This is a genomic window from Streptomyces sp. NPDC031479 (genome assembly GCF_055581065.1).
Genome location: NZ_JBVIKC010000059.1, coordinates 1 through 25,245 on the forward strand (window position 1 = coordinate 1; position 25,245 = coordinate 25,245).

General features: G+C 75.3%; 24 protein-coding genes and 1 tRNA gene. 11 read left to right on the forward strand and 14 right to left on the reverse strand.

Annotated elements, in window-relative coordinates:
* The first annotated feature begins 163 nt into the window (after nucleotides 1-163).
* On the forward strand, nucleotides 164-754 hold the full coding sequence (locus tag ACZ5D2_RS36835) for a hypothetical protein (RefSeq protein ID WP_468935632.1): 591 nt from the start codon (nucleotides 164-166) through the stop codon (nucleotides 752-754).
* Here ACZ5D2_RS36835 and ACZ5D2_RS36840 read toward each other — a convergent pair.
* The 4 genes from ACZ5D2_RS36840 to ACZ5D2_RS36855 are packed head-to-tail and all read right to left on the reverse strand — an operon-like array spanning nucleotide 715 to nucleotide 4,830.
* Nucleotides 715-1,563: a glycosyltransferase family 2 protein gene (locus ACZ5D2_RS36840; protein WP_371676124.1), complete on the reverse strand. Its 849-nt coding sequence runs from the start codon at nucleotides 1,561-1,563 to the stop codon at nucleotides 715-717. The two genes, ACZ5D2_RS36835 and ACZ5D2_RS36840, sit on opposite strands and share 40 nt — an antisense overlap.
* Nucleotides 1,560-3,068, reverse strand: coding sequence for an AMP-binding protein (locus tag ACZ5D2_RS36845; protein WP_371676123.1), 1,509 nt, complete (start codon nucleotides 3,066-3,068; stop codon nucleotides 1,560-1,562). Before ACZ5D2_RS36845 ends, ACZ5D2_RS36840 begins: the two co-directional genes overlap by 4 nt.
* Nucleotides 3,068-3,811, reverse strand: coding sequence for a glycosyltransferase family 2 protein (locus ACZ5D2_RS36850; RefSeq protein ID WP_371676122.1), 744 nt, complete (start codon nucleotides 3,809-3,811; stop codon nucleotides 3,068-3,070). The genes ACZ5D2_RS36845 and ACZ5D2_RS36850 overlap by 1 nt, the downstream gene beginning before the upstream one ends.
* On the reverse strand, nucleotides 3,808-4,830 hold the full coding sequence (locus ACZ5D2_RS36855) for a 3-oxoacyl-ACP synthase III family protein (protein ID WP_266843296.1): 1,023 nt from the start codon (nucleotides 4,828-4,830) through the stop codon (nucleotides 3,808-3,810). The genes ACZ5D2_RS36850 and ACZ5D2_RS36855 overlap by 4 nt, the downstream gene beginning before the upstream one ends.
* A 183-nt stretch (nucleotides 4,831-5,013) precedes the next feature.
* On the opposite strand from ACZ5D2_RS36855, the gene ACZ5D2_RS36860 reads away from it, so the two are divergent.
* Entirely contained in the window at nucleotides 5,014-6,546 is a 1,533-nt protein-coding gene (locus ACZ5D2_RS36860) for a hypothetical protein (protein ID WP_371676121.1), read from the forward strand.
* A 35-nt stretch (nucleotides 6,547-6,581) separates the two neighbouring features.
* Nucleotides 6,582-6,917 (forward strand): hypothetical protein, encoded by a 336-nt coding sequence (locus ACZ5D2_RS36865; protein WP_371676120.1) that lies wholly within the window; start codon nucleotides 6,582-6,584, stop codon nucleotides 6,915-6,917.
* Between the two features lie 7 nt (nucleotides 6,918-6,924).
* Here the strand turns inward: ACZ5D2_RS36865 and ACZ5D2_RS36870 are convergent, their stop codons facing one another.
* Nucleotides 6,925-9,051 (reverse strand): GTPase-associated protein 1-related protein, encoded by a 2,127-nt coding sequence (locus tag ACZ5D2_RS36870; protein ID WP_371676119.1) that lies wholly within the window; start codon nucleotides 9,049-9,051, stop codon nucleotides 6,925-6,927.
* Between the two features lie 427 nt (nucleotides 9,052-9,478).
* Between ACZ5D2_RS36870 and ACZ5D2_RS36875 the strand changes: the two genes are divergently transcribed.
* Nucleotides 9,479-11,539: a phosphocholine-specific phospholipase C gene (locus ACZ5D2_RS36875; protein ID WP_371676118.1), complete on the forward strand. Its 2,061-nt coding sequence runs from the start codon at nucleotides 9,479-9,481 to the stop codon at nucleotides 11,537-11,539.
* Here ACZ5D2_RS36875 and ACZ5D2_RS36880 read toward each other — a convergent pair.
* Nucleotides 11,526-12,221, reverse strand: a complete 696-nt coding sequence (locus ACZ5D2_RS36880; protein ID WP_371676117.1) for a hypothetical protein — start codon at nucleotides 12,219-12,221, stop codon at nucleotides 11,526-11,528. The genes ACZ5D2_RS36875 and ACZ5D2_RS36880 overlap by 14 nt on opposite strands.
* A gap of 72 nt (nucleotides 12,222-12,293) precedes the next feature.
* Here ACZ5D2_RS36880 and ACZ5D2_RS36885 point away from each other — a divergent pair, with 72 nt between their 5' ends.
* Entirely contained in the window at nucleotides 12,294-13,052 is a 759-nt protein-coding gene (locus tag ACZ5D2_RS36885; RefSeq protein WP_371676116.1) for an alpha/beta fold hydrolase, read from the forward strand.
* A 10-nt stretch (nucleotides 13,053-13,062) separates the two neighbouring features.
* On the opposite strand, the gene ACZ5D2_RS36890 is transcribed toward ACZ5D2_RS36885, so the two are convergent.
* The 3 genes from ACZ5D2_RS36890 to ACZ5D2_RS36900 form a co-directional block, all read right to left on the reverse strand.
* On the reverse strand, nucleotides 13,063-13,854 hold the full coding sequence (locus ACZ5D2_RS36890) for a DUF6193 family natural product biosynthesis protein (RefSeq protein ID WP_371676115.1): 792 nt from the start codon (nucleotides 13,852-13,854) through the stop codon (nucleotides 13,063-13,065).
* A gap of 155 nt (nucleotides 13,855-14,009) precedes the next feature.
* Nucleotides 14,010-14,082: transfer RNA gene (locus tag ACZ5D2_RS36895), tRNA-His, on the reverse strand.
* Between the two features lie 74 nt (nucleotides 14,083-14,156).
* On the reverse strand, nucleotides 14,157-14,981 hold the full coding sequence (locus ACZ5D2_RS36900; protein ID WP_371676114.1) for a CTP synthase C-terminal region-related (seleno)protein: 825 nt from the start codon (nucleotides 14,979-14,981) through the stop codon (nucleotides 14,157-14,159).
* Between the two features lie 87 nt (nucleotides 14,982-15,068).
* Between ACZ5D2_RS36900 and ACZ5D2_RS36905 the strand changes: the two genes are divergently transcribed.
* Nucleotides 15,069-15,920 carry a LysR family transcriptional regulator gene (locus ACZ5D2_RS36905; RefSeq protein WP_371676113.1) on the forward strand — a complete coding sequence of 284 codons (852 nt, stop codon included), beginning with the start codon at nucleotides 15,069-15,071 and terminating at the stop codon, nucleotides 15,918-15,920.
* Nucleotides 15,910-17,046: a M24 family metallopeptidase gene (locus ACZ5D2_RS36910; RefSeq protein ID WP_371676112.1), complete on the forward strand. Its 1,137-nt coding sequence runs from the start codon at nucleotides 15,910-15,912 to the stop codon at nucleotides 17,044-17,046. The genes ACZ5D2_RS36905 and ACZ5D2_RS36910 overlap by 11 nt, the downstream gene beginning before the upstream one ends.
* 12 nt (nucleotides 17,047-17,058) lie before the next feature.
* Here the strand turns inward: ACZ5D2_RS36910 and treZ are convergent, their stop codons facing one another.
* Nucleotides 17,059-18,810, reverse strand: a complete 1,752-nt coding sequence (gene treZ / locus ACZ5D2_RS36915; protein WP_371676111.1) for a malto-oligosyltrehalose trehalohydrolase — start codon at nucleotides 18,808-18,810, stop codon at nucleotides 17,059-17,061.
* A gap of 111 nt (nucleotides 18,811-18,921) precedes the next feature.
* Between treZ and ACZ5D2_RS36920 the strand changes: the two genes are divergently transcribed.
* Together ACZ5D2_RS36920 and ACZ5D2_RS36925 are read left to right on the forward strand one after the other, a co-directional pair.
* On the forward strand, nucleotides 18,922-19,485 hold the full coding sequence (locus ACZ5D2_RS36920) for an FHA domain-containing protein (protein WP_371676110.1): 564 nt from the start codon (nucleotides 18,922-18,924) through the stop codon (nucleotides 19,483-19,485).
* An 85-nt stretch (nucleotides 19,486-19,570) separates the two neighbouring features.
* Entirely contained in the window at nucleotides 19,571-20,032 is a 462-nt protein-coding gene (locus ACZ5D2_RS36925) for a GNAT family N-acetyltransferase (RefSeq protein ID WP_371676109.1), read from the forward strand.
* Between the two features lie 60 nt (nucleotides 20,033-20,092).
* On the opposite strand, the gene ACZ5D2_RS36930 is transcribed toward ACZ5D2_RS36925, so the two are convergent.
* Nucleotides 20,093-20,299, reverse strand: coding sequence for a DUF397 domain-containing protein (locus ACZ5D2_RS36930; protein WP_371676108.1), 207 nt, complete (start codon nucleotides 20,297-20,299; stop codon nucleotides 20,093-20,095).
* Nucleotides 20,296-21,126, reverse strand: a complete 831-nt coding sequence (locus ACZ5D2_RS36935) for a helix-turn-helix domain-containing protein (protein ID WP_371676107.1) — start codon at nucleotides 21,124-21,126, stop codon at nucleotides 20,296-20,298. The genes ACZ5D2_RS36930 and ACZ5D2_RS36935 overlap by 4 nt, the downstream gene beginning before the upstream one ends.
* Nucleotides 21,127-21,230: 104 nt before the next feature.
* Between ACZ5D2_RS36935 and ACZ5D2_RS36940 the strand changes: the two genes are divergently transcribed.
* Entirely contained in the window at nucleotides 21,231-21,419 is a 189-nt protein-coding gene (locus tag ACZ5D2_RS36940; protein WP_371676106.1) for a hypothetical protein, read from the forward strand.
* On the forward strand, nucleotides 21,416-21,541 hold the full coding sequence (locus tag ACZ5D2_RS36945) for a hypothetical protein (RefSeq protein WP_371676105.1): 126 nt from the start codon (nucleotides 21,416-21,418) through the stop codon (nucleotides 21,539-21,541). Before ACZ5D2_RS36940 ends, ACZ5D2_RS36945 begins: the two co-directional genes overlap by 4 nt.
* Before the next feature lie 54 nt (nucleotides 21,542-21,595).
* Here the strand turns inward: ACZ5D2_RS36945 and ACZ5D2_RS36950 are convergent, their stop codons facing one another.
* Together ACZ5D2_RS36950 and ACZ5D2_RS36955 are read right to left on the reverse strand one after the other, a co-directional pair.
* Nucleotides 21,596-22,837: a M14 family zinc carboxypeptidase gene (locus ACZ5D2_RS36950; protein ID WP_371676104.1), complete on the reverse strand. Its 1,242-nt coding sequence runs from the start codon at nucleotides 22,835-22,837 to the stop codon at nucleotides 21,596-21,598.
* 1,518 nt (nucleotides 22,838-24,355) lie between these two features.
* Complete coding sequence (locus ACZ5D2_RS36955; RefSeq protein WP_468935650.1) at nucleotides 24,356-25,231, reverse strand: hypothetical protein; 876 nt, start codon at nucleotides 25,229-25,231, stop codon at nucleotides 24,356-24,358.
* Nucleotides 25,232-25,245 lie beyond the last annotated feature (14 nt).

A 25,245-nucleotide genomic window follows, 5' to 3' on the forward strand; every position in this document is an offset into this window, starting at 1 on the left:
CCCCCCCCCCCCCCCCCCCCCCCCCCCCCCCCCCCCCCCCCCCCCCCCCCCCCCCCCCCCCCCCCTCCCCCCCCCCCCCCCCCCCCCCCCCCCCCACCCCCCCCCCCCCCCCCCCCCCCCCCCCCCCCCCCCCCCGCGCCCCGGGCCGCCGCGGACCCGGCAGATGGCTGCGCACCGACGCCGCCGCGGCCCGCGCGGCGGCCTCCGCGAGCACGCGCGGCTCGGCCCGCACCTCCAGCAGCCCGCACACCACCGCCCCGGCCAGCTCCCGCGCCAGCGCCACCACGTCCACCTCGCCGCCCCGGGACAGCGGCGCGAGCCCCCGTACCAGCGACGGCTCCCACTCCCGGCGCAGCCGCGCCACCCCGGCCGTGCCGAGCCGCTCCGCGAGGGCCCGCCGGTCCGCCCGGTGCCCGCCACCCTCCTGGTCGAACAGCACGCCCCCGGCCCCGCCGCCCAGGGCCGAGCGCGCGGCGCCGCCCGTGGTGCCGGCCGCCGTCCGGTCCAGCGGCAGCCGGGTCAGCGTCTCCCGGTACGCGTCCGCGTCGTGCACCAGCAGCGTCCCGCCGAGCCGGCGCACCGCCCGCCCGCGCGTGGCCGCGAGCAGCCCGAACAGCAGGGGATGGCCGCGCAGGTAGACCTTGCGGTCCCGGCGCCGGGCCTTGGCGTGGGCGTAGGCGTGGGCGTGGGCGTGGGCGTCGGCCTTCACAGCACTCACCGGACGTGGACCTCTTCCGTGTCGACGGGCCGGTAGCGCCGGTCCCAGTACCAGAGCAGGGTGCGCCGGGCACCCCAGGAACGCAGCCGTCGCAGGCTGCTCCGCACCACCAGGTGCTCGACGCGCACCACGCGCCCGCTGTGCTCCCGCGCCCGGTTGAGCAGGGTGACGTCCTCCGACCCCTCCTCCAGCCGCTCCCGCGGGGCCCCGCCGCAGCGCACGTACAGCGCGGCGGTGATGCCGAGGTTGTGGCCGTGGCACAGCACGTACGGGGCCCGGAACCGGGTACCGCGGTGCGCGGCCCGGTAGCGCCCGTACAGCGCGGACAGCCGGACCAGCGCGGGCAGCAACCGCGCCTCGGCGAAGGTGGGCCGCTCGTCGGGGCGCGGCACGCTCCGCCCGCACAGCAGCTCGGCGCCGCGCCCGAACTCCGTCCGGGCGACGGCCGTCCAGTCCCGGGCCGGCAGACAGTCCGCGTCCGTACGCAGCAACAGGCGCGCCCCGGCCCGTACCGCGTACCGGAATCCGGTGTCGGCGGCGGTCCCGGCCCCCGGCTCGGGCTCGGTGACCAGCTCGACGGGGAAGGGCGCCGAGCGCGCGAACTCCCGTACCGCCTCGGCCGTCGTGTCGGTGGAGGCGTTGTCGACCACCACCAGCGCGAACGCCCTGTCCCGCTGCGCGGCGAGCGCGGCCAGCGTGCCCGGCAGCGAGGCGGCCTCGTTGTAGGCGGGCACGACCACCCACAGGTCGGGCGTGCCCGGCTCCCGCCCCGGTGCCGCGTGGCCGCCCCACTCGTGCCCGCCCGACCCGTGCGCCGCGCCGCCCCGCCGGCGGGCTCCGCTCATGCCCCGCCCCCGCGCCCCGCCGCGAGGAGTCCCGCCGCGAGCTCGGACGCCGCCGCCCGGTCGGGCTTGCGCGAACGCCCCGACAGCGGGATCCGCGCGAACAGCAGCGCGTCCGGCCGGGCCGTGCCCATCCGGCGCAGCGGATCCGACAGCGCGGCCCGCAGGGCCGGTTCGGGGATCCCGCGCTGCGGCTGCACCACCGCGACCAGCCGCTCGTCCCCGTCGCCCGCCGGGACCCCGACGAGCACGCCCAGCTCGACCCCGGGCACGTGCAGCCCCGGCTCGTACAGGCCCGGGTAGATGTTCTCCGCCCTGCGCAGCACCATGTCCTTGCACCGGCCCTCCAGCACGATCCGGCCGGCTCCGTCCAGCCGCCCCCGGTCGCCCGTACGCACCCACGGGTCGGGCTCCTCCCCGAGGTAGCGGTCCCGGGCCGCGGGCCCGGCCAGCAGCAGCTGCCCGTCCCCGTCGGCCACCGCCCGGACCCCGGGCAGCGGGGCGCCGACCAGGTCGCCCGCCCCGGCGAAGGCCGCCTTCTCCCGGGACTCCACCGCGGCCGCCGGGAACAGCTCGGTCAGCGCGTACACCCCCCAGGCCTCGTCCGCGCCCGCCGTCCGGACCCGGTCCAGCAGCGCGGCGCTCGCCGGAGCCGACCCCGTCCACACCCGGCCGCCGAACCGGGCGCCCGCCCCCAGCGCGTCCCGCAGCTGCGGCGGGGTCAGATACGTGTCCCGGGGCCGCAGCCGGCGCAGCTGGCGGGCCAGCACGGCGGGGGAGCGGGCCGGCAGGGCGACGGGCGCCCCGCGCGTCAGGGAGGGCACCAGCACGAAGAAGGTGCCGCCCAGCACCGGTTCCGCGCCGTGCCCACCCGCCGCCGGGTCCGCCGTGAACAGGGACGCCACCGTCTCCATCCCGGCGGCCAGCCCGGCCCGGCTGTGCACCACGGCCCGGGGCCGCGAGGTGGTCCCGGAGGTGAAGACGATCACCGCGTCGGCGGCGTCGGTGCCCCCGTACACCGGCACGCCGGTGCGCGGCGCCCCCGTCTCCAGCGCGGGCGCACAGCCCGGCAGCCGGGGGCCGACCGTGGCCACCGGCCCCAGCCCGGCCAGCTCCGGCAGTTCGAGCCGGGCCCGCCGGGCCAGCGTTCGGGCCCATCCGGCGACCGCCTGCGCGGCGGCGTCCGCGAGCACCAGCGCCGGCCGGGCCAGCGCGAGGCGGGCCCGCAGCACCTCGGCCCCGGCCCCCGGGTCGAGCACGGCCCCGCGCAGCCCCAGCCGCCACAGCGCCAGCAGCACCGCCAGCGCGCGCGGTCCCGGCCGCACCGCCACCCCCACGGTGTCCCCGGGCCGCAGCCCGCGCGCGTGCAGGGCGGCGGCGTACGCGTCCGCCAGCTCGACGAGTTCACCGCGGGTGGCGCTCACCCGGGTGGCTCCCGTACGGGTAGCGGACAGCACGGCGGGCCGCTCGGGCCGGGCGCGCAGGGCGTGCTCCAGTCGGTCCAGCATCAGCGCGGGTCCGTTCCGTGCGTGCCGCTGCCCTGGTCGAGGTACCAGCGGGCGGTCCCGGCGAGCCCGTACGCCCGCAGCCGGCGCGTCGAGTTCTCGACGACCATCCCCCGGCAGCGGGTGATCCGGTCGGTGTGGCGGCGCACCGCGTTCAGGAAGAGCCGGTCCGTGGGCGAGGGCCGCCGGGGCATCCCGCCGACGGCCAGGTACAGGTCCGCGGTGATGGCCATGTTGTTCCCCGCGTGCATCCGGTACGGCGCCTTGAACCCGCCCCGCCGGGAGTGCTGCGGCCGCAGCCGCCCGAACAGCGCGGCCACCGCGACCAGACCCGCGAAACCGGCCCGGCCCAGCGGCCCGTGCTCGTCGCGGCGCGCCGTGACCCGCCCGCACACCAGCCCCGGGCGCTCCAGCAGCGCCGCCCGCGCGGCGCCCGTCCAGCCGGGCCGGGGCAGGCAGTCGGCGTCCGTCCGGGCCAGCAGGGTCGCGCCGCGCGCGATCGCGTACCGGAACCCGGTGTCCACGGCCGAGCCGACCCCCTTCTGCGGCTCCTCTATCACCTCCACCGGGAACGGCGCCCGCCGCGCGAACTCCCGCGCGATGGCGGCCGTACCGTCCGTGGAGGCGTTGTCGACCACCAGCAGGGTGAACTCCCGGTCCCGCTGCGCCGCCAGCGCCGCCAGCGTCGAGGCGAGCCGTGCCTCCTCCTCGTACGCGGGCACCACCACCCACATCGGCGCGCTCACGACTTCTCCCAGACCATCGTCATGATGCTGACGCCGCCCCCCAGGCCCACGAACAGCACCCGCTCCCCGGCGGCGAGGCCGCCGAAGACCCGGTCCAGCTGCACCCCGATGCTCGCGCTGGCCACGTTGCCCAGCTCCGGCACCGTCACCACCAGCTTCTCCCCGGGCACCCCGGTCAGCTCCGCGAACCGCTCCAGGTACGGCACCGTCACCTGATGCACCAGCACCTTCGCGAAGCCGTCCCAGTCCAGCCCCGTCCGGTGCAGCGTGCGGTCGATGACCGCCGTGCCCACCTTCTCGAAGACCCCGCGCAGCTCCCGCCCGTCCCCCCGGAAGTACGTGTACGCGTCCCCGCGCGGGTGCCGCGACCCGCCGCCCGGGATCCCTCCGACCTCCCAGTGCTCCGAGTGCGTCTCGGTGTCCACGTCCAGGATCCCGCCGCGTTCCACCGCCTCCACCACCACGGCCGCCCCCGCGTCACCGAAGGTGTAACCGGCGAACCCGCTGCGGAACTCGGCGAAGTCGGCCGGGTCGGTGCGCACCGCACGGCTCGGGGTCTCCCCGGTGACCACCAGCGCCCGGCGCGCCCGCCCGGCCAGGACCATGCTCCGGGCGAGGTCGATGCCGTTGACGAAGCTGTTGCAGGCGTTGGTGACGTCCACGGCGTGCGCCCGGGACCCGAGGGCGGCCTGCACGATGTGCGCGGTGGCCGGCTCGACCATGTCCCGGGAGGCGGAGGCGAAGACCAGCAGGTCCACGTCGAGCGGGGTGAGTCCGGCGGAGTCCAGCGCCCGGCGGGCCGCGCCCACGGCGAGCGTGGAGGCGAACACCCCCTCGGCCGCGATCCGCCGCGTCAGGATCCCGGTCGCCTGGGTCAACGTCCTCGGCGGGAGCGCGATGCCACTGCGCCGGGTCACCTCCCGCTGGAGGTCGTCGGAGGACAGGACGTCCTCGGGCAACAGGGCGCCGACGGCGGTTATCCCGGCGCGCGGCCGCGGGTCAGGCTGCTGAATGAACATGCCCTCACGATGACGGGCCGGACCGGCCCCCGGCCTGAGTACGGATGCTCAAGTACACGTGGTGCCCGCTGAGTAGGACGTCCGCCCTCCGCCTCGGACGGCACGAAATGACTGTCCGTCAATACCGTTACGGACGAGGGTGGTTGTTCGTATCGTGGACCGACGACCACGGGGGAGGACGAAATGGCGGTAGATCGTGGGTTACCCGGGCTCATCCAGCAGGGCGAGGAGTGGACGGACCGCTGGCTGAGCGCGGCCGTGCACCGCAACGAGCAGTTCGCCCGCGCGACCGCGGACGAACTCACCGAGGACCGGCTGACGGCGCTCGGCCCCTCGCTCGGGGTCGACCTCGTGGCGGTGGCCCGGCACGCGCGGGTCGCGGTACGCCGCGCGAACCTCCGCGACGGCCTGCTGGCCGTGCTGCTCACGGCCTGGGCGGTCACGGCGGCCCTGCTGGTCCACCGGGCCAGGCTCGACCAGCCCGTCGGCCCGGAGCTGCTCGGCGTCCTGGGCGTGCTCGCCGCCGCCTGGACGCTGGTCCTGGTCACCGAGCACCGGGCCCGGACGATGGTCTACCGGGTGATCGACGTGAACGGTCCGCCACCCGACCGGCTCGCGCCGCCGCTCGACCCGGAGCTGGAATCCCGGCTGCACGAGCAGGCCCGCACCAACGTCCTGCCGTACCACGAGCCCGCCGAGCGGACGAACCCCTTCGTCGGCAGCGGCGAGATGGTGGAGGACCGGGTCTGGCAGCCCATCGACATCAGCACCCCCGCCAAGGACCCCGCCGGCGGCGGCGAACTGACCATCGTCGGCTTCGACGTCGTCGACCTGCACGCCTTCGTGGCCCGGGAGATGGGGAACATCGCGGGCCTCGAAGGCCTCCGGGCCCGCAACCGGCTGTACGTGCGCGGCGCCATGACCCCGCACGCAGGAAAGGAACTGCTGCCCGACCGGCTGAGCGCGCCCCGCACGTCCATCCCGGAGGGGATGGTGGAGGCCGGACTGACCCGCCCGGGCCTCGGGATGCGTACCTACCTCTGCCTGGAGGGGGTCGGGCAGGGCGGCCGGGTGATCGTCTCCATGCACCTGCGCGCCCGCGTCCAGCACCCCCGGCTGAGCTGGGAGGTGACCACCCAGGTGGTGCCGCCGCTACGGGACGAGTTCCTCGACGTGCGCAGGCTGCGGCAGGACCCCTTCGGCCACTGGTGGTCCCTGTGGCGCCTCGCCACCGGGGAGTTCCTTCCCGCCCTGTTCAAGGTGCCCGCCCGGCTGTGGCGCCGGGGCCGGGGGCGGGCGCTGCGCCGCTGGCGGCTGTGGCGGGACCGGTGGGCCATCGGGAAGCGGCACGAGGAGTTCGACTACGGCGCCGACGGCAGCATCCGGGCGCGGGCGGCGGTCAGCCTGAGGCTGATGGAGTTCTCGGACACCAACGACGCCGTGGACTTCCTCCAGAGGCTGCGGCAGGGCGTCCTCACGGCGACCGAGCAGTTCCTGAAGGCCCACCACATCGACACCGCCTCCTTCGAGCAGGCGCAGCAGGTCATCAACCATCACAGCTACACCTTCCACGGGACCATCACCGGCCAGGGCTTCAACTTCGGCGGCCACGGCACCGTCAACCTCCCCGGAACCGGTACGGCCCAGGGGCAGGGACCGGGCCAGGCACCCGGCGGTCCGTCCCCGTCCCCGTCCCCCGCGCCGGCCGGTCCGTGAACCCCTCCCGCCGCCCGCCGCAGAGGAGTGATCCCATGGGCACCTACCACTTCCACGGGAACGTCGAAGGCCCCGGCAACTACGGCGACCACGGTGTGGTCAACATCGGGCCGCAGCACCAGGACGACCCCGCCCGCACCCTGCGCCTGGCCGCGGAACTCGCCCGGTGGCTCCGCGACGAGGGCGCGGCCGGCGACCGCGTCGACGCGGCCCGGACCCTGCACGGCGAACTGGAACGGGCCGGGGAGGAACGCCGCGCCCCCGAGCCGGGGCTGATCCGCCGCTGCCTGCAAACCATCACGGTGGGGCTGGGCGCGGGCAGCGGGGCCCTGGCCCTGGCCCGGGAGATCACCGCGCTGCTCGGCGGCTGAGGGGCCGTCACCCGGCCGATCGACGGCTGAACAGCCCCCGCAGCCGGGCCCCCGGCCCCGGACGCAGCCAGGCCCGGAACTCCTCCGCCCGGCTGCGGCCGAGCCGGGCCAGCTCCCGCTCGGCCTCCGCGAGGTGCTCGGACGGCAGTTCCCGTACGACCGGCCTGAGCACCTCCTCCAGCAGATCGGTACGGGCCTGCCGCCACAGCGGCCCGGCCTGCGGGTGGGCGGACCAGACGGCGAAGCAGTCCGCGAGGTAGCGCGGCGAACCCCGCAGCCGCTCCCGCACCTCCGCGCCGCGCGCCGCCTCCCGGTAGGCGGCCAGCAACGCGGCGTCCTCGCTCTCGAACAGCACCCGTACGGCCCCCTCCGCCCGCTCCTCGCCGAGCAGTCGCGCGGCGACGCCCGCACGGCCGGAGTCCGGGCCGGCCGTACGCGCCCGCACACCGTCCGGAGCCCGGCCCGGCGCCTGATCCGCCGTCCCGTCAGCCGTCCCGTCCGCCGCCGAGCGCGGGGCGGCGGGGCCGGGCCCGTTCCGGCCGTCGGCCGGGTCCGCGTCCACAGCCGCCCGGGCCGCCAGGGAGGGGACCGGGAGGTCCGGGGCGGGGGAGGCCGCCGGGGCGAGGAGGTCCCAGGTTCCGGCGGCGTGGTGGACCGCCTCTCCCATGGTGGCCAGGACCAGCCCGGCCTCGTCCGGGCCGGGCCGGCGCCCGCCCCACACGAGCCGCACCGCGGTCCGCAGGACCAGCGGCTCCGCGTACGGGGAGACCCCGGAGACCCGCAGCAGCGAGTCCAGCGCCACGGGCCGGTCCGGGGCCTCCCGTACGACCGCCTCCACCGCCGCGCACATCCGCAGGTGCGGCAGGGCCTCCGCCGCCCCCAGCCGCAGCCCCGTCCGCGCGAACAGCGCCCTCCCGGCGGCCGGATCGCCCGCCGCGAGCGCGTCCAGCCGGTCGAGTACGAGGGCCCGCAGGACCGGCAGCTCGTCGAGCCCGGCCCGCGTCTCCTCCCCGTACGCCCGCTCCGGATCGGTGAACAGCGCGAACGCCACCCTGCGCGCCACCTCGGGCAGCTCCCCGGTGGTGTCCGTTCCCTGCCGCGCGGCCTCCCGCAGGAGCCCGGCCAGCGCGTCCGGTTCCCGGTCCGGGTCGGTGAGCGCCACCCGCAGCCGGGCCGGAGACGGGTCCGGGTGCGCGGCCGTCCACGCCTCGGCCGCGGCCCGGCCCGCCGCGTCCAGCCGGATCCCGGCCCCGAGCGCGAGCGCGGCCAGCGGGCCGGCCTCGTACGGTCCCCCGGGCAGCTGCCGCACCTGCGCGAACAGCTCCGGCCGCCGCGCCAGCCAGATCCGCGCCGCCGTCCCCGCCCAGACGTCGAAGACGTCCCCGGCGGCCCCGCCGGCCGCCGGCGCGGGCCCGCGCCCCGGCTCGTGGATCCGGCACCCCTCCTCCAGGGCGGCCAGGGCGGCGGCCGTCCCCTCCCCGGACAGGACGCCCACGAGGCCCTGCGGGGCGAGCCCCGGCCGGGCGGTGTACGTGGTGAAGGTCAGCCACTGCCCGCGCTGGTGCGGCAGCACGCTGCACGCGAGCATGACCCAGCGGGCCACGGCCGCGCTGTCCGGCTCCACCAGCACGATCCGCGGCGCGCCCGGCTCCTCCACGAGCCGTCGCACGTCGGCGAAGAACGGGGCCAGCCACGCCTCCCGCGCGGCCACGAACTCCGCCAGCGCGGCGCCGTCGTGCCGCCCCGGGACGGGCACGGCGCCGAGCGGCGGCGGCGGTCCGCCGGGCGGGGTCCGCGCCGCCCACTGCGGCGACCCCCAGGAGGTGATCGGCAGGGCCCCGCGGACCGGGCCGGAACCGGCGCGCTGCGGCAGGTGCACGGCGTGCGCGTGGAAGCCCGTCCCGTCGCCGCCGGTGTACGCCGAGCGGGCCAGCAGCCGGCTGCCGTCGGAGAGCAGGCTCAGGCTCAGCGCCTCCGGAACGGCCCCGCCCGGCTCCGGCGCCTCGTACGCCACGAGCCGCTCCGCCTCGCGCAACAGGGCCGTCGGAACGCCGTCGGTGACCGCCGTGAAGCGCGTCCCGGAGCCGTCGGGTCCGGGCGGGGCCCAGCCGTAGTGGAGCTGCGGAAGGTTCACGCGCCCGCCCCCGCCCGGACCGCGGGCGCACCCGACATCGCGAACTCCTGTGGTTCCCGGGTCTGTTGCGCGGCCCGTGGTTCCCCGTACCGTGCCACTCCCGGCCCGGGCCCCGGTGCCGGCGGCGCGGCGCACGACGGACCGGCGGAACGGCCGTACTCGGTCCCCGCCATACGCTCTGCGCCCCCCGTGCAGTGTCGAGGAGGTCATTCCACCAGACGAACGGCACGCGCGGCAGGCTTTCCGCGCAGCCACCGCAGCGCCACCGCGCAGCCACCGCGCGGCCACCGCGCGGCGTTGCGCGGGGTTTTCCGTTCGCCCGCTGTACCGCCCCGCGTCAGCCGGGGATCTCCGTGCGGTACCCCGGGGCCGCTGTCCTTGGGGCGCCCCTCGACTCCCCTCCCCTCACCCCCAGAGGTCGTCACCCATGGCTGAACTCAACCGACGCCGGTTCCTCCAGATCGCGGGCGGAACCGCCGCCGCCACGATGCTCAACGAGAGCATCGCGCGGGCCGCCGCCATCCCCGCGCAGGGCACCACCGGAACCATCCAGGACATCGAGCACATCGTCGTGCTGATGCAGGAGAACCGGTCCTTCGACCAGTACTTCGGCTCGATGAAGGGCGTCCGCGGCTTCGGCGACCCGCGGCCCGTCCTCCAGGACAACGGCAAGTCGGTCTTCTACCAGTCCAACGGCACGAAGGACATCCTCCCCTTCAACCCGCAGGTCAACGACCTGGGCATGCAGTTCGTCGAGGGCCTCAACCACGACTGGGCCGGCGGACACCAGGCGTACAACAGCGGCAAGTACGACAAGTGGGTCCCGGCCAAGACGGCCACGACCATGGCGTACATGACCCGGAACGACATCCCGTTCCACTACGCCCTCGCCGACGCCTTCACGGTCTGCGACGCCTACCACTGCTCCTTCATCGGCGCCACCGACCCCAACCGCTACTACATGTGGACGGGGCACACGGGCAACGACGGCACCGGCGGCGGACCGGTCCTCGGCAACCAGGAAGCGGGCTACGGCTGGAAGACGTACCCCGAGCGCCTGGAGGCGGCCGGGGTCTCCTGGAAGATCTACCAGGACGTGGGCGACGGCCTGAACGCGGCCGGCGGCTGGGGATGGATCGGCGACGCCTTCCGCGGCAACTACGGCGACAACTCCCTCCTCTACTTCAACAGCTACCGCAACGCCCAGCCGGGCAGCGCCCTGTACGAGAAGGCGCGTACGGGTACCAACGCCAAGGCGGGCGAGGGCTACTTCGACAGGCTGCGCGCCGACGTCGTGGGCGGCACCCTGCCCCAGGTCTCCTGGATCGCCGCGCCCGAGGCCTTCAGCGAGCACCCGAACTGGCCGGTCAACTTCGGCGCCTGGTACATCTCCCAGGTCCTGGACGCGCTGACCGCCAATCCGGCGGTATGGGCGAAGACGGCCTTCTTCATCACCTACGACGAGAACGACGGCTTCTTCGACCACGTCGTGCCGCCGTACCCGCCGGCGTCCTCGGCCTGGGGCCTGTCCACGGCCGACGTCACCCGCGACCTCTACGCCGGGAGCGCCGGCTACGCGGCCGGACCCTACGGGCTCGGCCCCCGGGTCCCGATGATCGTCGTCTCCCCGTGGAGCAAGGGCGGCTACGTCTGCTCCGAGACCTTCGACCACACCTCGGTGATCCGCTTCATGGAGAAGCGCTTCGGGGTGCAGGAGCCCAACATCTCGCCGTGGCGCCGCGCGGTCTGCGGTGACCTGACCTCGGCGTTCGACTTCAGCCGGGCGGACGCCTCCCCGGCGGCGCTCCCGTCCACGGCCGGCTACGTACCGCCGGACCACAACGCCCACCCGTCCTACCACCCGGTCCCGCCGGCGACGGGCACCCTGCCGAAGCAGGAGGCCGGCTCCAAGCCGACCCGCGCACTCGGCTACAGCCCGTACGTGGACGGCAAGGCCACTGTGTCCACGGGCAAGTTCACCCTGACCTTCTCCTCCGGCCCCTCCCTCGGCGCCCACTTCCACAGCACCTCGGGCAACCGTACGGACGGCCCCTGGCCCTACACGGTCGAGGCGGGCAAGACCCTCTCCGACACCTGGAGCACCAGCAGCTCCACCGGTAACAAGATCGACCTCACGGTCTGGGGCCCCAACGGCTTCCTGCGCACCTGGAAGGGCCCGGCGAAGAAGGCCGGCCCCGAGGTCACGGCCCGCCACGTGGACGCCGCCGGCAACCTCGCCCTCACCCTGACCAACGGGGGCACCGCGGCGGTCAACCTCACCGTGACCAACGCCTACGACGGCGCCCCCCAGACCTTCAAGGTCAACCCCGGCGCCACCGTCTCCACCACCGTCGACCTGCGCGCGACGGGCCGCTGGTACGACGTCGGCGTCGTCTCCGACACCGACGCGACCTTCCTGCGCCGCTTCGCCGGCCACGTGGAAACGGGCGCCCCGGGTGTCTCCGACCCGGCGATCAAGACCGTCTGACCCGGTCCTCCGGAGTACGCAGCAGCCGCCGCTCCAGCACCGCGAGGTCGCCGGGGCGATGGCTGCGGGCGTACCGCAGCAGCAGGTCCCGGGCAGTGTCCGCAACGCGGCGCTGTTTGGGGTGGCGGGTGGTGAACTCCTCGCTCGCGAAGAACCGAACGGCCCCGTCCAGTCCCGCCCGGTCCGTCTCCCGCACCGCCCAGGCCAGATCCGCCGTGGGTGCGCCGGCCAGCAGCCGCTCCGGGCCCCGCTCCGCCAGCAGCCACGCCGCGTCGCGGGGTTCGTCCCGTACGGCGCCCAGCCAGCCGAACACCACCGCGAGCGGCACGCTCCGCGGCCGCTCCGGGTCCTCCTCGCCCCGGGCCAGCGCACGGGCGTACTCCCGCAGGACCCCGGGCGCCGCCCCGGCCCACCGGGCGCGGTGCCGGGCCGGGATCCCGTCGGGGGACAGCGGGTCGCGCAGCCGGACGGCCTCCTCGGTGAGGTGAGGGTCCTCCCAGGGCTCCCCGCACATGCAGGCGAAGATCCGGTCTTCGACGGCGTGCGGCCGGGCGGCGGTGACGGCCCGGATCTCGTCCGGGTCGCGGATCTCGTACGTACGCGGGTGGTGGGGGTGCCGGGCCCCGTCGGGCCGCGAGAAGTCCCCCATGACCAGCGGCTCCCGGCCGGATGTCGGTGTCACGGTGTGATGCTAGGCCCGCTGGGCAGGACGTACGGCGTCGGTTCCGTCCACCCCGTCACCGAGGGAGAACGCATGGCCATCGCCCACCGCAGGATCGGCACCGGGCCCGTACGCGTCATCGTGCTGCACGACTGGTTCGGAACCTCCGCGAACTGGGGTTCCGTACTGGACCACCTGGACCCGGAGGGGTTCTCGTACGCCTTCCTCGACTACCGGGGCTACGGCGAGCGCCGGGACGTCACCGGCCGCTACAGCCTCCCCGAGATCGCCGACGACGTACTCGAACTCGCCGACCAGCTCGGCTGGGACACCTTCTCCCTGCTCGGCCACTCCATGGGCGGCAAGGCCGCCCAGCAGGTGCTGGTCCGTGCCCCCGAGCGGATCGAGAAGCTGATCGGGCTCGCACCGGTCCCGGCCGCCCCCTACGCGATGGACGACCGGACGCACGCCCTCTTCCACGGCGCCGCCGAGGACCCCGAGAAGCGCCGGATCATCCTCGACCTGGTCACCGGCAACCGCGCGAGCCGCCACTGGCTGGACGGGATGGTGGCGCACTCCCTCGCGGTCTCCCGCCCCGAGGCCTTCGCGGCGTACCTCGCGAGCTGGCAGCCGGCCGACCTGTCCGCCGCCGTCAAGGGCAACACCGTGCCCGTGCTGGTCCTCGTCGGGGAGTACGACCTCGCCCTCACCGCCGAGGTGATGCGCGCGACCTGGCAGGCCTGGTACCCGAACTGCAGGATCGTCACGATCCCCGGCTCCGGCCACTACCCGCCGCACGAGACCCCGGTGGCCTTCGCCACGGAGGTGGAGGCCTTCCTGCGCGCCCGGTGAGCGCGGGACGTCACGGCCCCGACGGCCGGTCCCCGGGCCCGCCCGGCGGGGCCGTGATCTCCTCGGGCAGGCCCTCCAGGACGGCCGCGACGGCCTCGGCGGCGCCGGTGACCTCCCGCAGCGCTCCGCCGGACGTCCGGACCCGGTAGCGGCGTCCGTCCTGGAGCGGCATGACCATGGGCAGCCCGACACAGATCGGCGGGGTCGCGCGACGGCTGAAGCGGAGCCACTGCATGCTCAGACCGGGGGACAGGACCCGCAGCCGGGGTTCGCGGAAGGCGGCCTCGACGAGCTCGTGGCGCCCGGGGTACGGGAACGTGGCGGCGGACTCGCGCACCCACTCCCACCGGGCCGCCACCGCACCCGGACCCTCGACGGCTCCGACGGCTCCGGCCGCTGAGGCATCCCGGGCCGCGAGGAAGGGCCGGCGGGCGGTGAGCTCCGCCGGCCGGGCCCCCCGCATCCAGGAGTGCAGCGCCTCGACCACCGCGGACAGGTCCCCGGTGCCGCCCAGGACCGCCGGGCCGTCACCGTTCCCGGCGGGCCGGCAGTGGACGCGGAACTCACGCCGCCGGACGTCCATCGTGACGTACGCCACCCGGTCGCCGGCCGACACCCGCGCCGCCGCCAGGCGCGCGACCGGGATCGGCGGGACCCCGACGTCGAGCCCGTACCCGGCGCGGTCGGCCTCCGCCTGCAACGCGCCGCGCAGCGACCCCGCCCCGACGACCTCGGGGTAGTGGGCCGCGTACGCACGCAGGTGATCATCGTGCGGAAGCGCTTCGGCGGTGTCCTCGGGCATGATCCCGAGTCTGCCACCGGGGCGCCGTCCGGGGCGCGTTGTCGTCCGCGCCCCGGGCGGTGGGGGCGTCGTGCGTTCCCGTGGGCGAATACGCGGGCGGATACGCCGATGGGGGCCACGAGGAGAACCTCGTGGCCCCCATCGGGACCGAACAGGGTGAGTGACGGGACTTGAACCCGCGGCCACCTGGACCACAACCAGGTGCTCTACCAGCTGAGCTACACCCACCACGAAGGGCGGCGTACCGCCCGTTCGTTGTGCATGCACAGCATAGCCGATCGGACGGGTGCTCCCGCGACCGGTTATCCGGCGGCCCGGGTGCCGGCCAGGGTGGTGGCGAGCCTGGCCGTGACGCTGTCCGTGCGCAGGGCGGCGCGGGCCACCGCGGCCGCGGCCAGCGCCCGGATCACCGGGTGCGGCCTGCTGCCGTCCCCGGAGAGCTCCGGCTGGAAGAGGGTGGCGAGGAAGAAGGGGTGACCGGGCAGCTCCACGATCCGCACCTGCCCGTCCTCGTCGTGGCCCGTCAGCCGCAGCCCGTGTCCGGTCAGCGCGGGCAGGTGCCGGGGGGCCGGGCCGTAGTTGCAGTGGTAGCGCTCCATGGACCGTTCGGCGCCCAGCGAGGACTCGGCGAGCGAGCCCGGCTCCGCCAGGACCAGCCCCTCGTGCCCCACCAGCGAACAGGCCAGCGGCGCGATCAGCGGGTCCGCCGCCCCGGGGTCGTTCTCGGCGTGCGCGACGTCCCGCAGCCCGCAGACGTCACGGGCGTACTCCAGCAGGGCGTGCTGGAAGCCGCCGCAGGTGCCGAGGAAGGGGATGCCCTCCTCCCGGGCCACGCGGATCGCGGCCAGCGCCCCGGCCTCGCTGGCGTACGGGCTGCCCGGCAGCACCCACACGGCGTCGAAGCGGGCCAGCGTCCCGGCGGCCGCCTCGGCCTCCGCCTCCGCGGTCGGGATCCAGCAGGCGTCGAGGACGAGCCCGTCGCGCGCCTCCAGCGCCTGGAGCAGGAGCGGGATCCGGGTATGGGACTTCACGTGCGGGGAGCGGTCGCCGACGAGGGCGATCCGGGCGACGGGGGAGAGCGGGGCGGCGGTGGCGGTGGCGGTGGCGGTGGTCTCGGTGGTGGTCATGTGGATCATCCTGCGGGCCGATCCCACTTCAGCGCCAACGATTGTTCCTGCATCCTCGATAAGCGATGCTGATGACATCCTGGGGGCATGGACCCGCACCTGCTCCGCACCTTCGTCGCCGTGGCCCGCCTCTCCTCCTTCTCCGCCGCCGCCCGCGAACTCGGCTACACCCAGTCCGCCGTCTCGCAGCACATCGCCGCGCTGGAGGCCGACCTGCGGACCGAGCTGCTCACCCGTCGCCCCGTCGCCCCCACCCCCGCCGGAGCGCGGCTGCTGGAACACGCCGGGCCGCTGCTGCTGAGGCTCGACGCCGCCCGCGCCGACGTCCTGCGCCTGGCCGCCGCACCGCCCGGCCGGATCACCCTCGCCGCCTCCCCGCTCGCCGTCGGCCCCCGGCTGCTCGGCGCCCTGCCCGCCACCGGCGTCACCCTGCGGATCCTGCCCCCCGACGCGGTGCCCGCCGCCGTCGCCGCCGGGGACTGCGACCTCGGCCTCGTCGACGGCCCGGCCGCCCCCAGCGATCCGCTCCGGCTGCCCGACGTGGCGCCGCTGCGGGTCACCGGGGTGGACGAGGAGGAGCTGGCCGTGCTGCTCCCCGCCGGGCACCCCTTCGCCGGCCGCGACGCCGTCCGCCTCGACGACCTCGCCGACGCCCGCTGGCTCGACGCCCCCGACATCGGCCTGCCGCTCGCCACGGCCCGGCGCGCCCTGCGCTACGAGGGCACCGACCTGCGCGCCCTGTGCGCCCTGGCCGCCGCCGGACACGGCCTCGTCCTGCTGCCCCGCCGGGTCGCCGAAGCCGCCGGCGCGGGGGTCTGCGTACCGATCGCCGCCCCGCGCCTGGTGCACCGTACGGAACTGCTCGCGCCCGCCACTTTGTCCGGCGCGGCCGCTGCGCTCGCCGCCCGCCTCGCGGCAGGATCCCCGTATGACTCCTGACCCGGTCCACACCGACACCGCCCCCTTCACCACCGCCGACTACGCCGCCCGGATGGCGGCCGCCGCGCAGAGCGCCGCCGACGCCGGACTGGCCGGGCTGCTCATCGCCCCCGGGCCGGACCTCACCCACCTGACCGGCTACCGGCCCGTCGACACCGAGCGGCTCACCCTGCTCGTCCTCGCCGCCGGCCAGGACCCCGTCCTCGTCGTCCCCGCCCTGGAGGCCCCCGACGCGGCCAAGGCACCCGGCGCGGGCGCCCTGACCCTGCGCGACTGGACCGACGGCAAGAACCCGTACGGGATCACCGCACCCCTGCTCGACGTCACCGGCCGCTTCGGCGTCAGCGACAACACCTGGGCCCTGCACCTCCTCGGCCTGCAGGGGGAGCTGCCCACCACCTCCTACACCCCCCTCACCGACGCCCTGCCGATGCTGCGCGCCGTCAAGGACGAGCGGGAACTGGCCCGCCTCGCCGCCGCCGGAGAGGCCGCCGACGCCACCTACGCGCAGATCCTGCACGTCCCCTTCGCCGGCCGCCGCGAGAGCGACGTGGCCGCCGACCTGGCCGACCTGCTCCGCGTCCACGGCCACTCCCAGGTGGACTTCACCGTCGTCGGCTCCGGCCCCAACGGAGCCAACCCGCACCACGAGGCGGGCGAACGCGTCATCGAACGCGGCGACATGGTCGTCCTCGACTTCGGCGGCCTCAAGCACGGCTACGGCTCCGACATCTCCCGCACCGTCCACGTCGGCGAGCCCACTCCGGAGGAGCAGCGCGTCCACGACATCGTCCGCGAGGCCCAGCAGGCCGGGTTCGCCGCCGTCCGCCCCGGAGCGGCCTGCCAGGACGTGGACCGGGCCGCCCGCGCGGTGATCACCGAGTTCGGCTACGGCGAGCGGTTCATCCACCGCACCGGCCACGGGATCGGCGTCACCACCCACGAGCCGCCGTACATGATCGAGGGCGAGGAGCAGCCCCTGCTGCCCGGCATGTGCTTCTCCGTGGAGCCGGGCATCTACCTGCCCGGCCGGTTCGGGGTCCGCATCGAGGACATCGTCACGGTGACCGCCGACGGGGGCCGCCGCCTGAACAACGCCCCGCGCGAACTCGCGATCGTCGAGTAGCCCCTACGGCCCCTACGGCCCCAGCACCACCGCCGACTCACCCGGCAGGTGGATCCGCCCGTCCGGCCCGGGGTGTTCCAGCGGCTCCCAGGCGGCCAGCACCCGCACCCCGTTGCGGCCCAGCGCGATCGTCACCGGCTCCGGCGACAGGTTCACCGCCACGCGGACGTCGCCCCGCCGGAAGGTCACCCAGCGGCGCTCCTCGTCGTAGGCGACCCGGACCGCGGCCAGGTCCGGGTCGCGCAGGTCCGGCTGCGCGCGGCGCAGCGCGACCAGGGTCCGGTACCAGTCCAGCAGCCGGGCGTGCGGAGCCTCCTCGGGCTCCGACCAGTCCAGGCAGGACCGCTCCCGGGTCGCCGGGTCCTGCGGGTCCGGGACCTCCTCCGCCTTCCAGCCGTGCGCCGCGAACTCCCGGCGCCGGCCCGTGCGCACCGCCTCCGCGAGCTCCGGGTCCGGGTGGTCGGTGAAGTACTGCCAGGGGGTTCCGGCCCCCCACTCCTCGCCCATGAACAGCATCGGCACGAACGGCCCGGTCAGCGTGAGCGTCGCCGCGCAGGCCAGCAGCCCGGGGGAGAGGGAGGAGGAGAGGCGGTCGCCCAGCGCCCGGTTGCCGATCTGGTCGTGGGTCTGCGCGTAGCCGAGGAACCGGTGCGCGGGCGTGCGCCGCCGGTCGACCGGCCGGCCGTGGGTACGGCCCCGGAAGGAGGACCAGGTGCCGTCGTGGAAGAACGCCCGGGTCAGCGTCTTGGCGAGGGCAGCGAGCGGAGCCTCGGCGAAGTCCGCGTAGTACGCCTGCGATTCGCCGGTCAGGGAGCAGTGCAGCGCGTGGTGGAAGTCGTCATTCCACTGCGCGTGCAGGCCCGGCCCGCCCGCCGTACGGGGCGTGGTCAGCCGGGGGTCGCACTGGTCGGACTCCGCGATCAGGAACAGCGGCCGGGCCGTCTCCACCGCCAGCCCGTCCACCGCCGCCGCCAGCTCCTCCAGGAAGGTCAGCGCCCGCCCGTCGGCCAGCGCGTGCACCGCGTCCAGCCGCAGCCCGTCGATCCGGTAGTCCCGCAGCCACGCCAGCGCACTGCCGGTCAGGTACGCGCGGACCTCGTCGGAGCCGGGCGCGTCCAGGTTCACCGCCGCGCCCCAGGGGGTGTGGTGGGTGTCGGTGAAATAGGGGCCGAAGGCCGGGAGGTGGTTCCCGGAGGGGCCCAGGTGGTTGTGGACCACGTCCAGCACCACCCCCAGCCCCGCCGCGTGCGCCGCCGCCACGAACCGGGCCAAGCCCGCCGGCCCCCCGTACGGCTCGTGCACCGCCCACGGTGCGACCCCGTCGTATCCCCAGCCGTGCCGTCCCGGGAAGGGGCAGACCGGCATCAGCTCCACGTGCGTGACCCCGAGCGCGCAGAGGTGCCCGAGGCGGGCGGCGGCCGCGTCGAAGGTGCCTTCCGGGGTGAACGTGCCGATGTGCAGCTCGTACAGGACGGCGTCCTGCAACGGGGTGCGCGGAGCGGGGCCCTCCGGGGTGAGCGGTCCGAAGTCGACCACCGCCGACAGACCGTCGGGGCCGTCCGGCAGCCGCCGCCCCCGCGGATCCGGACGGACCGCCGGGTCGTCGCCCAGCCGGAACCCGTACCGGTCGCCGTCCACCGCCGGCGCCTCCACGGTCCACCAGCCCGCGCGGTCCGGGCCCGGATCGGGCGTCATCTCGTAGTCGGCGTCGTTCAGTCGCATGGCGACCCGACCTGTCAGCGGTGCCCACACCTCGAACTGCACGGACGGTCCCCTCGTCTCCGGCGGTGTCCAGCATGCGTAATCGTGCCCATCATCCCGGGCCCACCGCGGGAGTTCTGGACACTCCGCACCCGACGGGCCGACAATCACCCTGTGACGTCGAGTTTCGAGTTCCCCGCCTTCCCCGCCCCCCGCCTGTCCGACAAGGAGCGGGACCTGGCGCTGGGCCAGCTCAGGGAAGGCGCGGCCCTCGGGAAGCTGTCGCACGACACCTTCCTGCGCCGCATGGAACTCGCCCTCGTCGCCCGGCGCGCCGAGGACCTCGCCGTCCTCACCGCCGACCTGCACGCGCGCGGGCGCGACGAAGGCCCCTGGACCAGTCGGCTGTTCGGCTGGGTGGGCCGGGCGTCGGCTGTGTCCGCCGGCGTACGGCGCGCCTGGCAGACCGAACGGCTGCCCCGGCTGCTGTTCCCGCACCCGGGCGCGGGCCCGCTGCGGATCGGCCGCGACCCGGGCAACGGGCTGCGGCTCAGCCACGAGACGGTGTCGCGCGCACACGCCGAGCTGAGCCTGCGCGACGGGACCTGGATCCTCAAGGACCTCGGCTCCACCAACGGCACCACCGTCAACGGCCGCCGCGTCACGGGCTTGACCATGGTCCGCGACGGCGACCAGATCGGCTTCGGACGGATGCTGTTCCGGCTCTCGTCGGAGTGAGGGGCCGAGGGGTGGGCCCGGGGGCCCCGGGGGCTCCGGTGGCCCGGGTGGTCCCCAGCGCGGGGCAGGCCGGAGGATGGCGCCCATGAATCCCACACCCACCGTGCGTCCCGCCCGCCCCCAGGACCTGCCGCGCCTGGTCGAACTCATCCACGAGCACGTCGCGTACGAGCGGTCCGCGCCGCGCCCGCCCGGCCTCGCCGACCGCCTCGGCCCCCAGCTCTTCGCGCAGGACGCCCGGCTGTGGGTGCTGCTGGCCGAGGCCCCGGACGGCGAGGTCGCCGGATACGCGGCCTGTTCGGAGGAGTTCGCCTTCTGGGACGCCCGCTCCTACCTCCACATGGACTGCCTCTACCTCGCCGAGGACGCCCGGGGCCACGGCCTCGGCGCCGCCCTGATGGCCGCGGTGGCGGACCTCGCACGCGAGCGGGGCCTCGCCCACGTCGAATGGCAGACCCCCGACTGGAACGAAGGGGCGATCAAGTTCTACGACCGCCTCGGCGCGGCGTCCCACCCCAAGCGCCGCTACGCCTGGCCGGCGGGCTGACGCCCCGCCGCCCCGGGTCGGCCCCGGCGCTCCGGCGGGGAGCGGCGGGGCCGGGGGCGGTCAGAGGGCCCGGTGGGCTCCGGCCTTGACGCCGTCCACGAACGCGGCGAACGCTCCGGCGGCCACGTTCAGCACGGGGCCGCCGGGAGTCTTGGAGTCGCGGACGGGGACCGTCCCGAGGGAGTCGGCGAGGTTGGTCGCGACCTCGATGCACTGGCCGCCGTTGCCGCTGTATGAGGACTTGTACCAGTGGGGTTCGGTCGTCACGGAGTGCCCTTTCGTACCTTCTGGATCATGGCCACTGATGCCGCTTGGGAGAGCGCTTCGGCCTGCAACTGATGGTAGGCCGTCAGCACGGGGAGAACGGAAGTGCTTTCTCGCTCCAGGTGGCCGCGCTGCGCCGACTCGGCGTAGGAGATCAGGGCCCTGTTGGGCAGCGTCAGCACGGTGATGGGCAGGCTGAACGGCCTGCGCGCCCCCATGGTGAAGGGGGCGATCTGGAGCACCGTGTTCGGCAGCTCGGCGAACTCCAGCAGCCTCTCGAACTGTGCCTCCATGGTTACCCGGTCGCCCATGGGCCGCAGAATGCACCCCTCGTCCAGCACCGCGAAGATCAGGGGCGACGGTGACCGCGACAACGTGGCCTGCCGCTCCGCCACCAGCGCGACGCGCTCCGCCGCCTGCTCGGGCGTGATCGCCTGCCGCCGTACGGCATCGGCTTCCAGCGTTGCCGCGTAGTCGGGTGTCTGGAGCAGCCCTGGGACGACGCCCACTTCGTAGAGCCGGATCTCCGCCGCCTGCGCCTCCTGCCTGACGTACTCGGGAAACCCTTCCAGCAGTGCGGTGTGCCGTACCGCCTGACTCTGCCGCTCGAACCTGTCCCCGGTGCCGAGAGCTCTGTCAATGCTTGCTGCAAATTGGCGAGTTGGCGTACGCCGACCAGTTTCCACCGCAGAGACATGAGCCCCGGAGCAGCCCACCCGCTCGGCCAGCTCGGCCTGTGTCCAGCCGTGTTCGTCCCGCATCCTGCGTAGACGTGCTCCGAACGCGGCGCCCGGCGAACGATCGGGGTCCAGTTCCTTTCGGTACACCATGTGCACACCCAACTTGTCTGTCAGAGCCGGTAAGTTGAAGAGATTTCGACTCTAGGCCACGCTGATGCTCCTTGGTAGCGGAACGACTACGGAGAGGAGCGGCGGTGTACGACGCGAACGCACGCCCGCACCCGCAGGACCCGTTGGAGCCGGTCCCGACCCCCGGGTGCGGGGTCTGTGAAGCGCTGGCGGAGACCAGGCGGCTCGCCTGGGCGGTCGGGAACCTGTCCGCCGTCACGGTGCAGAACGCCGAGCTGGCGAACCACCCGCACACGTCCGGGGCGGCCCGGTGAGCGACGGCGGGTACCGGGACCGGGCGCGCAGGGGCAGGTGGGCGGCGGTGGCCGTGACCCTCGGGGCGGTCGCGTGGATCGCCTGTGTGGCGGTCGTCGTCGCCCGGGGCTGGGCCGCGTGACCGCCGACGGGCCCCGCTCGTGACGGGCGGGGCCGACCTGGTCCCCGGCCCGGTCTAGAGCCGCTCGTACGTGGCGAGGACCGTCCGGACCTGGTGCTCCACCTGTGTGGACACCGGTACCCAGCGGGCCTGGAAGCGGGCCGCGAACTCCTCGCACCACCCCGTCATCAGCCGGTCCAGGCCCGGCGCCGCCGGATGCCCCTGGGTCCGCAGCACCCGGAGCAGCATCGCGGCGGCGCGCAGCGACAGTCTGCGTCCGAACGCGTCGATGCTGCCGACCGCAGCCGCCGTGGCCTCGGCCGGGGCTCCGGACCCCGTCCACTCGGCCGTGATCCGGGGGATCAGCCCGAGCGTCCAGTCCACGGCGCGCAGCAGCGCGGCGGACCCGGGATCGGTGCCCCGGGCTCCGGAGCGCAGGCCGGCCACCCGCCCGGAGTCCTCGGTGAGCCGGCCGGCCAGCATCCGCAGGGCGCCGCGCGGGTCCGGGTGCGGGGCCGGGTCGTCCACCAGGTCCGAGGCCCACATGGGGACTTCGACGATCGCCGTCGTACCCGGGTGGCACCAGGTGCTGAGCCGAGTGTCCTCCGGGTGGAACGCCCCGGCGGGCCCGGCCCCCGTCTCCGGCATCACGAAGATGCCGGGCCCGGGGGAGACCCAGCCGGCCGCGTCGGAAGCCCCGGTCTCCACCGGGATCCGCAGCTCGGCGGCCGACTTCGCGAACGGCTCGGCGAGGCCGGGGACGTCCCGGGTGAGCTGCACCCAGGATCCGCCGAGGTCCGTTCCGTGCAGGGAGACCTGCAGGACGGGGCGCAGTTCGTCGAGGAGGGCCGTCAGCGTGAGGGTCTCGGGCGGGAGCCGGTCCGGGGCGAGTAACGACGGGGCCCACTCCGGCTGTTCGGGACCGGGCGGCCGGAAGAAGTTGTGGTGGTAGTCCAGCAGCGAGCGGGGGCGCGGTGTGCGGTGCAGCTCGGCGCCGTCCGGATCGGCGCAGAGCAGGAAGTGCCAGTCCGCCCCGCCACCGCCGTCCCGGACCACCCGCCGCGCGAGCTCCAGGGCGGTCGCCCCGCCGACGGGTTCGTTGGCATGGGCCCCGGCGACGACGAGCACCCGGCGCGGACCGCCGCCGGCCCGCCCGTCGACGGAGAGCAGCCACAGTGGCCGCCCGGCACGGGAGACACCGGTCTGCCGGAGCCCGGCGCGGTCGGGATGTTCGGCCACCAGCGCCCGGGCGGCCAGGGCGAGTTCCTGCGGGGTGGGGTAGCGCATGTCACGGAGGAGGGTCACAAGGGATGCCATGCCCGTCCCGCGCGCCCCCTACCGCTCGCTCAGTCCCGAATCTGCACCAAAAGCGCTGGCCAAAGCCTTGCCGTGGAACTGGTGGAGTCCGGTCGCGGCCGTGTTCGAGCGGATCGGTCAATCGCCGGTGGTGCGGCCCGTGCGGAGGGGCGGAGGGGCTGACGGGCTTCGGGCGCTTCGGATTCCGGCCTGTTCTCGGCAGTGAACGTCACGCCGTCGGCGGCGTCTTCCGGCTGCAGTACGAGCGGGCCGAACACCGGGTTGATCGGAATTTCGTACCCGGGCGGAGCCTGTGTCTCCTCCCAGTAGTACATGCCGAACTCCACGGTGCGGGAGCACAGGCCGTCGGGCCCGGTGGTGCAGGGGGCCCCGATCGCGGTGTCCGGGTCGAGGCCGGCGTCTGGAGGCCCGGGATCCCGTTGGTCTCCTCCCACAGCTGGAAGACGGCGCCGGAGAGCGGGGCGCCCGTGTTCTCGTCCTCCTTGAGCACCCTGACCGCCCCGGTGCCGGGCAGGCCGGGCCCGCCGCAGTCGGGCGAGCCGCCGGGGCAGGGCATCGGGGGGCACCAGGGGCCGCAGTGGCGCGGGGGACACCAGGGGCCGCCGTGGAGGGCCGGAGCGGCCGGAGCGGCCGGATGGGCGGGATGGGCGGGATGGGCCGGATGGGCCGGGCGGGCCGGATGGCCGTGGGGGATGAGCCACCCGTCCTGGGGGCAGACGGCGCCCGTGCCGCCGTCGCCGAGGGAGCCCCGCTCGGGAACGGCTCCGCCGCGGCGGCGTACGAGGGGGCCGAGGCCGGCAGCGCCGCCGTCGCCAGCCCGAGGATCCAACGGCGCCGCGGGGCCCGTTTCCGGCGGAGTTCACCAGGTGCCATGGCACGGCATGATCGAGCCGGGCGCGTGGGGCGGGGCGAGGACACTCCCGTACGACGGCATTCCGTCCCCACGGCCACCCGGACGGGCCCGGGGCGACCGCGATGGCCGGGGCGGTCGAAGAGCTTCTCGCGCCGGAGGGTCTGCACGAGGTCCGGGCTCCCGACCGCCTTCACGTGTTCGTGCCGCTCACGGAACCCGCCTTCACCGCGCGGCACGACGATGCCGCTGCTCGGTGGATGGGTGGCGGGGTCCTGCTCAATCCGGATCAGAGTGGGTTTGGGGGTTTCCCGTCAGTCTCATCGTCTCTCCGCGTCGGGCCGGGCCGTCAAGGGCGCTCCTTCGTCGCGTCGCTTCGCGATGGCCTTCGGCCACCCTTGACAGCCCGACCCGCCACGGAAATCCGAAGACCGACGGGAACCCCCCAAAAGAATGGTCCACGGGGAAGCGAGGGAGGGGCGGGCACCTCAGCGATGTGCGACCCGCCTTCGGCCAAGCCGCCGATCCGGCCCCCTATGCGTCTCGGCCCGAAGCCCGGGCCGAGCCGGACCGCCCGACACGACGACCAGAGCGCCCGGCAGGGCACAGGCGCGTCAGATCGCTACGCGCTTCGCACGGCTTGGCGTCCGCGGACCGTCTCGGGCCGGTCATTCAGCCCTCTTGATCGTGTCTGCGGCCTTGGCGAGCTGGTTCTGGCGTCCGCGCTCGATGTCCTTGACCTCGGTACCGTGCTGACGCAGCAGGTCCTGCTGGTACGCCGTTTCCACGCCGGCCCAGGTTCCGACGAGTTGGGTCTTCTCCTTGCACGCGACGTCGGCGAGGGCGGTGCGGATCTCCTCGGCGTCGGCCTGTGTGCCGCGCAGCGCCGGGGGCTTCTCGTCCGGGCCGGTCGCGTGGGTGGCGCCCGAGGCTTCCATGCAGGCGGCCCAGGCGTCGATCGCGCGGGCGGTCCGGGGGTCCCGGCGGCTCACGTCGAAGGACTCGGAGTCCAGGGTGCGCAGCAACTCGGCGTCGACCGGGTAGCTGGTGGTTCCGGTGATCTGCAGGGCCGCCCAGCCGTTGCAGCCCTCCGCCGGGGTGCCCGCGGGGCCCGGCCGGCCGTTCTGCGTCCCGGCGAGGGCCGTGCGCTGCTCGGGTGTCAGGGCGGGTGGCGGTGGCAGTGCCGGGGAGGGCGGGCTGTGGTAGCCGTACCGTTCGGCCTCCTCCCGGGCGAGGGTTCCGTAGCGGTGTGCCGCGCGGGGACCACGGGATACGGGCGCGGCCGTTCCGGCGGGCATGGGCACCTTCGACCGGTCCATGCACTGGCGGGTCAGGATGTCCAGCGCCTTGTGCAGGAAGGTGTACTCCTGGTCGGACCAGAACAGGCCGTCCAGGGGCAGCCGGGGCGCCTCGCCCGCGGCGAGGCGGGAAGGTGACGCGTGCGGAACGGACGCCGCGGGAGGGGCCGACGGCGAGCATCCGGTGGTCATCGCGAGCAGCAGGAGCGCGGTCGCCGCTCCTGCGCGGTGTTGTCTGGAGGTCACGGCCGGGCCTTTCT

Coding starts and splice junctions, on each gene's coding strand:
- ACZ5D2_RS36835 (WP_468935632.1), top strand. CDS start 164: ATGGCTGCGCACCGACGCCGCCGCGGCCCGCGCGGCGGCCTCCGCGAG.
- ACZ5D2_RS36840 (WP_371676124.1), bottom strand. CDS start 1,563: ATGAGCGGAGCCCGCCGGCGGGGCGGCGCGGCGCACGGGTCGGGCGGG.
- ACZ5D2_RS36845 (WP_371676123.1), bottom strand. CDS start 3,068: ATGCTGGACCGACTGGAGCACGCCCTGCGCGCCCGGCCCGAGCGGCCC.
- ACZ5D2_RS36855 (WP_266843296.1), bottom strand. CDS start 4,830: ATGTTCATTCAGCAGCCTGACCCGCGGCCGCGCGCCGGGATAACCGCC.
- ACZ5D2_RS36860 (WP_371676121.1), top strand. CDS start 5,014: ATGGCGGTAGATCGTGGGTTACCCGGGCTCATCCAGCAGGGCGAGGAG.
- ACZ5D2_RS36865 (WP_371676120.1), top strand. CDS start 6,582: ATGGGCACCTACCACTTCCACGGGAACGTCGAAGGCCCCGGCAACTAC.
- ACZ5D2_RS36875 (WP_371676118.1), top strand. CDS start 9,479: ATGGCTGAACTCAACCGACGCCGGTTCCTCCAGATCGCGGGCGGAACC.
- ACZ5D2_RS36885 (WP_371676116.1), top strand. CDS start 12,294: ATGGCCATCGCCCACCGCAGGATCGGCACCGGGCCCGTACGCGTCATC.
- ACZ5D2_RS36890 (WP_371676115.1), bottom strand. CDS start 13,854: ATGCCCGAGGACACCGCCGAAGCGCTTCCGCACGATGATCACCTGCGT.
- ACZ5D2_RS36900 (WP_371676114.1), bottom strand. CDS start 14,981: ATGACCACCACCGAGACCACCGCCACCGCCACCGCCACCGCCGCCCCG.
- ACZ5D2_RS36905 (WP_371676113.1), top strand. CDS start 15,069: ATGGACCCGCACCTGCTCCGCACCTTCGTCGCCGTGGCCCGCCTCTCC.
- ACZ5D2_RS36910 (WP_371676112.1), top strand. CDS start 15,910: ATGACTCCTGACCCGGTCCACACCGACACCGCCCCCTTCACCACCGCC.
- ACZ5D2_RS36925 (WP_371676109.1), top strand. CDS start 19,571: ATGAATCCCACACCCACCGTGCGTCCCGCCCGCCCCCAGGACCTGCCG.
- ACZ5D2_RS36935 (WP_371676107.1), bottom strand. CDS start 21,126: ATGGTGTACCGAAAGGAACTGGACCCCGATCGTTCGCCGGGCGCCGCG.
- ACZ5D2_RS36950 (WP_371676104.1), bottom strand. CDS start 22,837: ATGGCATCCCTTGTGACCCTCCTCCGTGACATGCGCTACCCCACCCCG.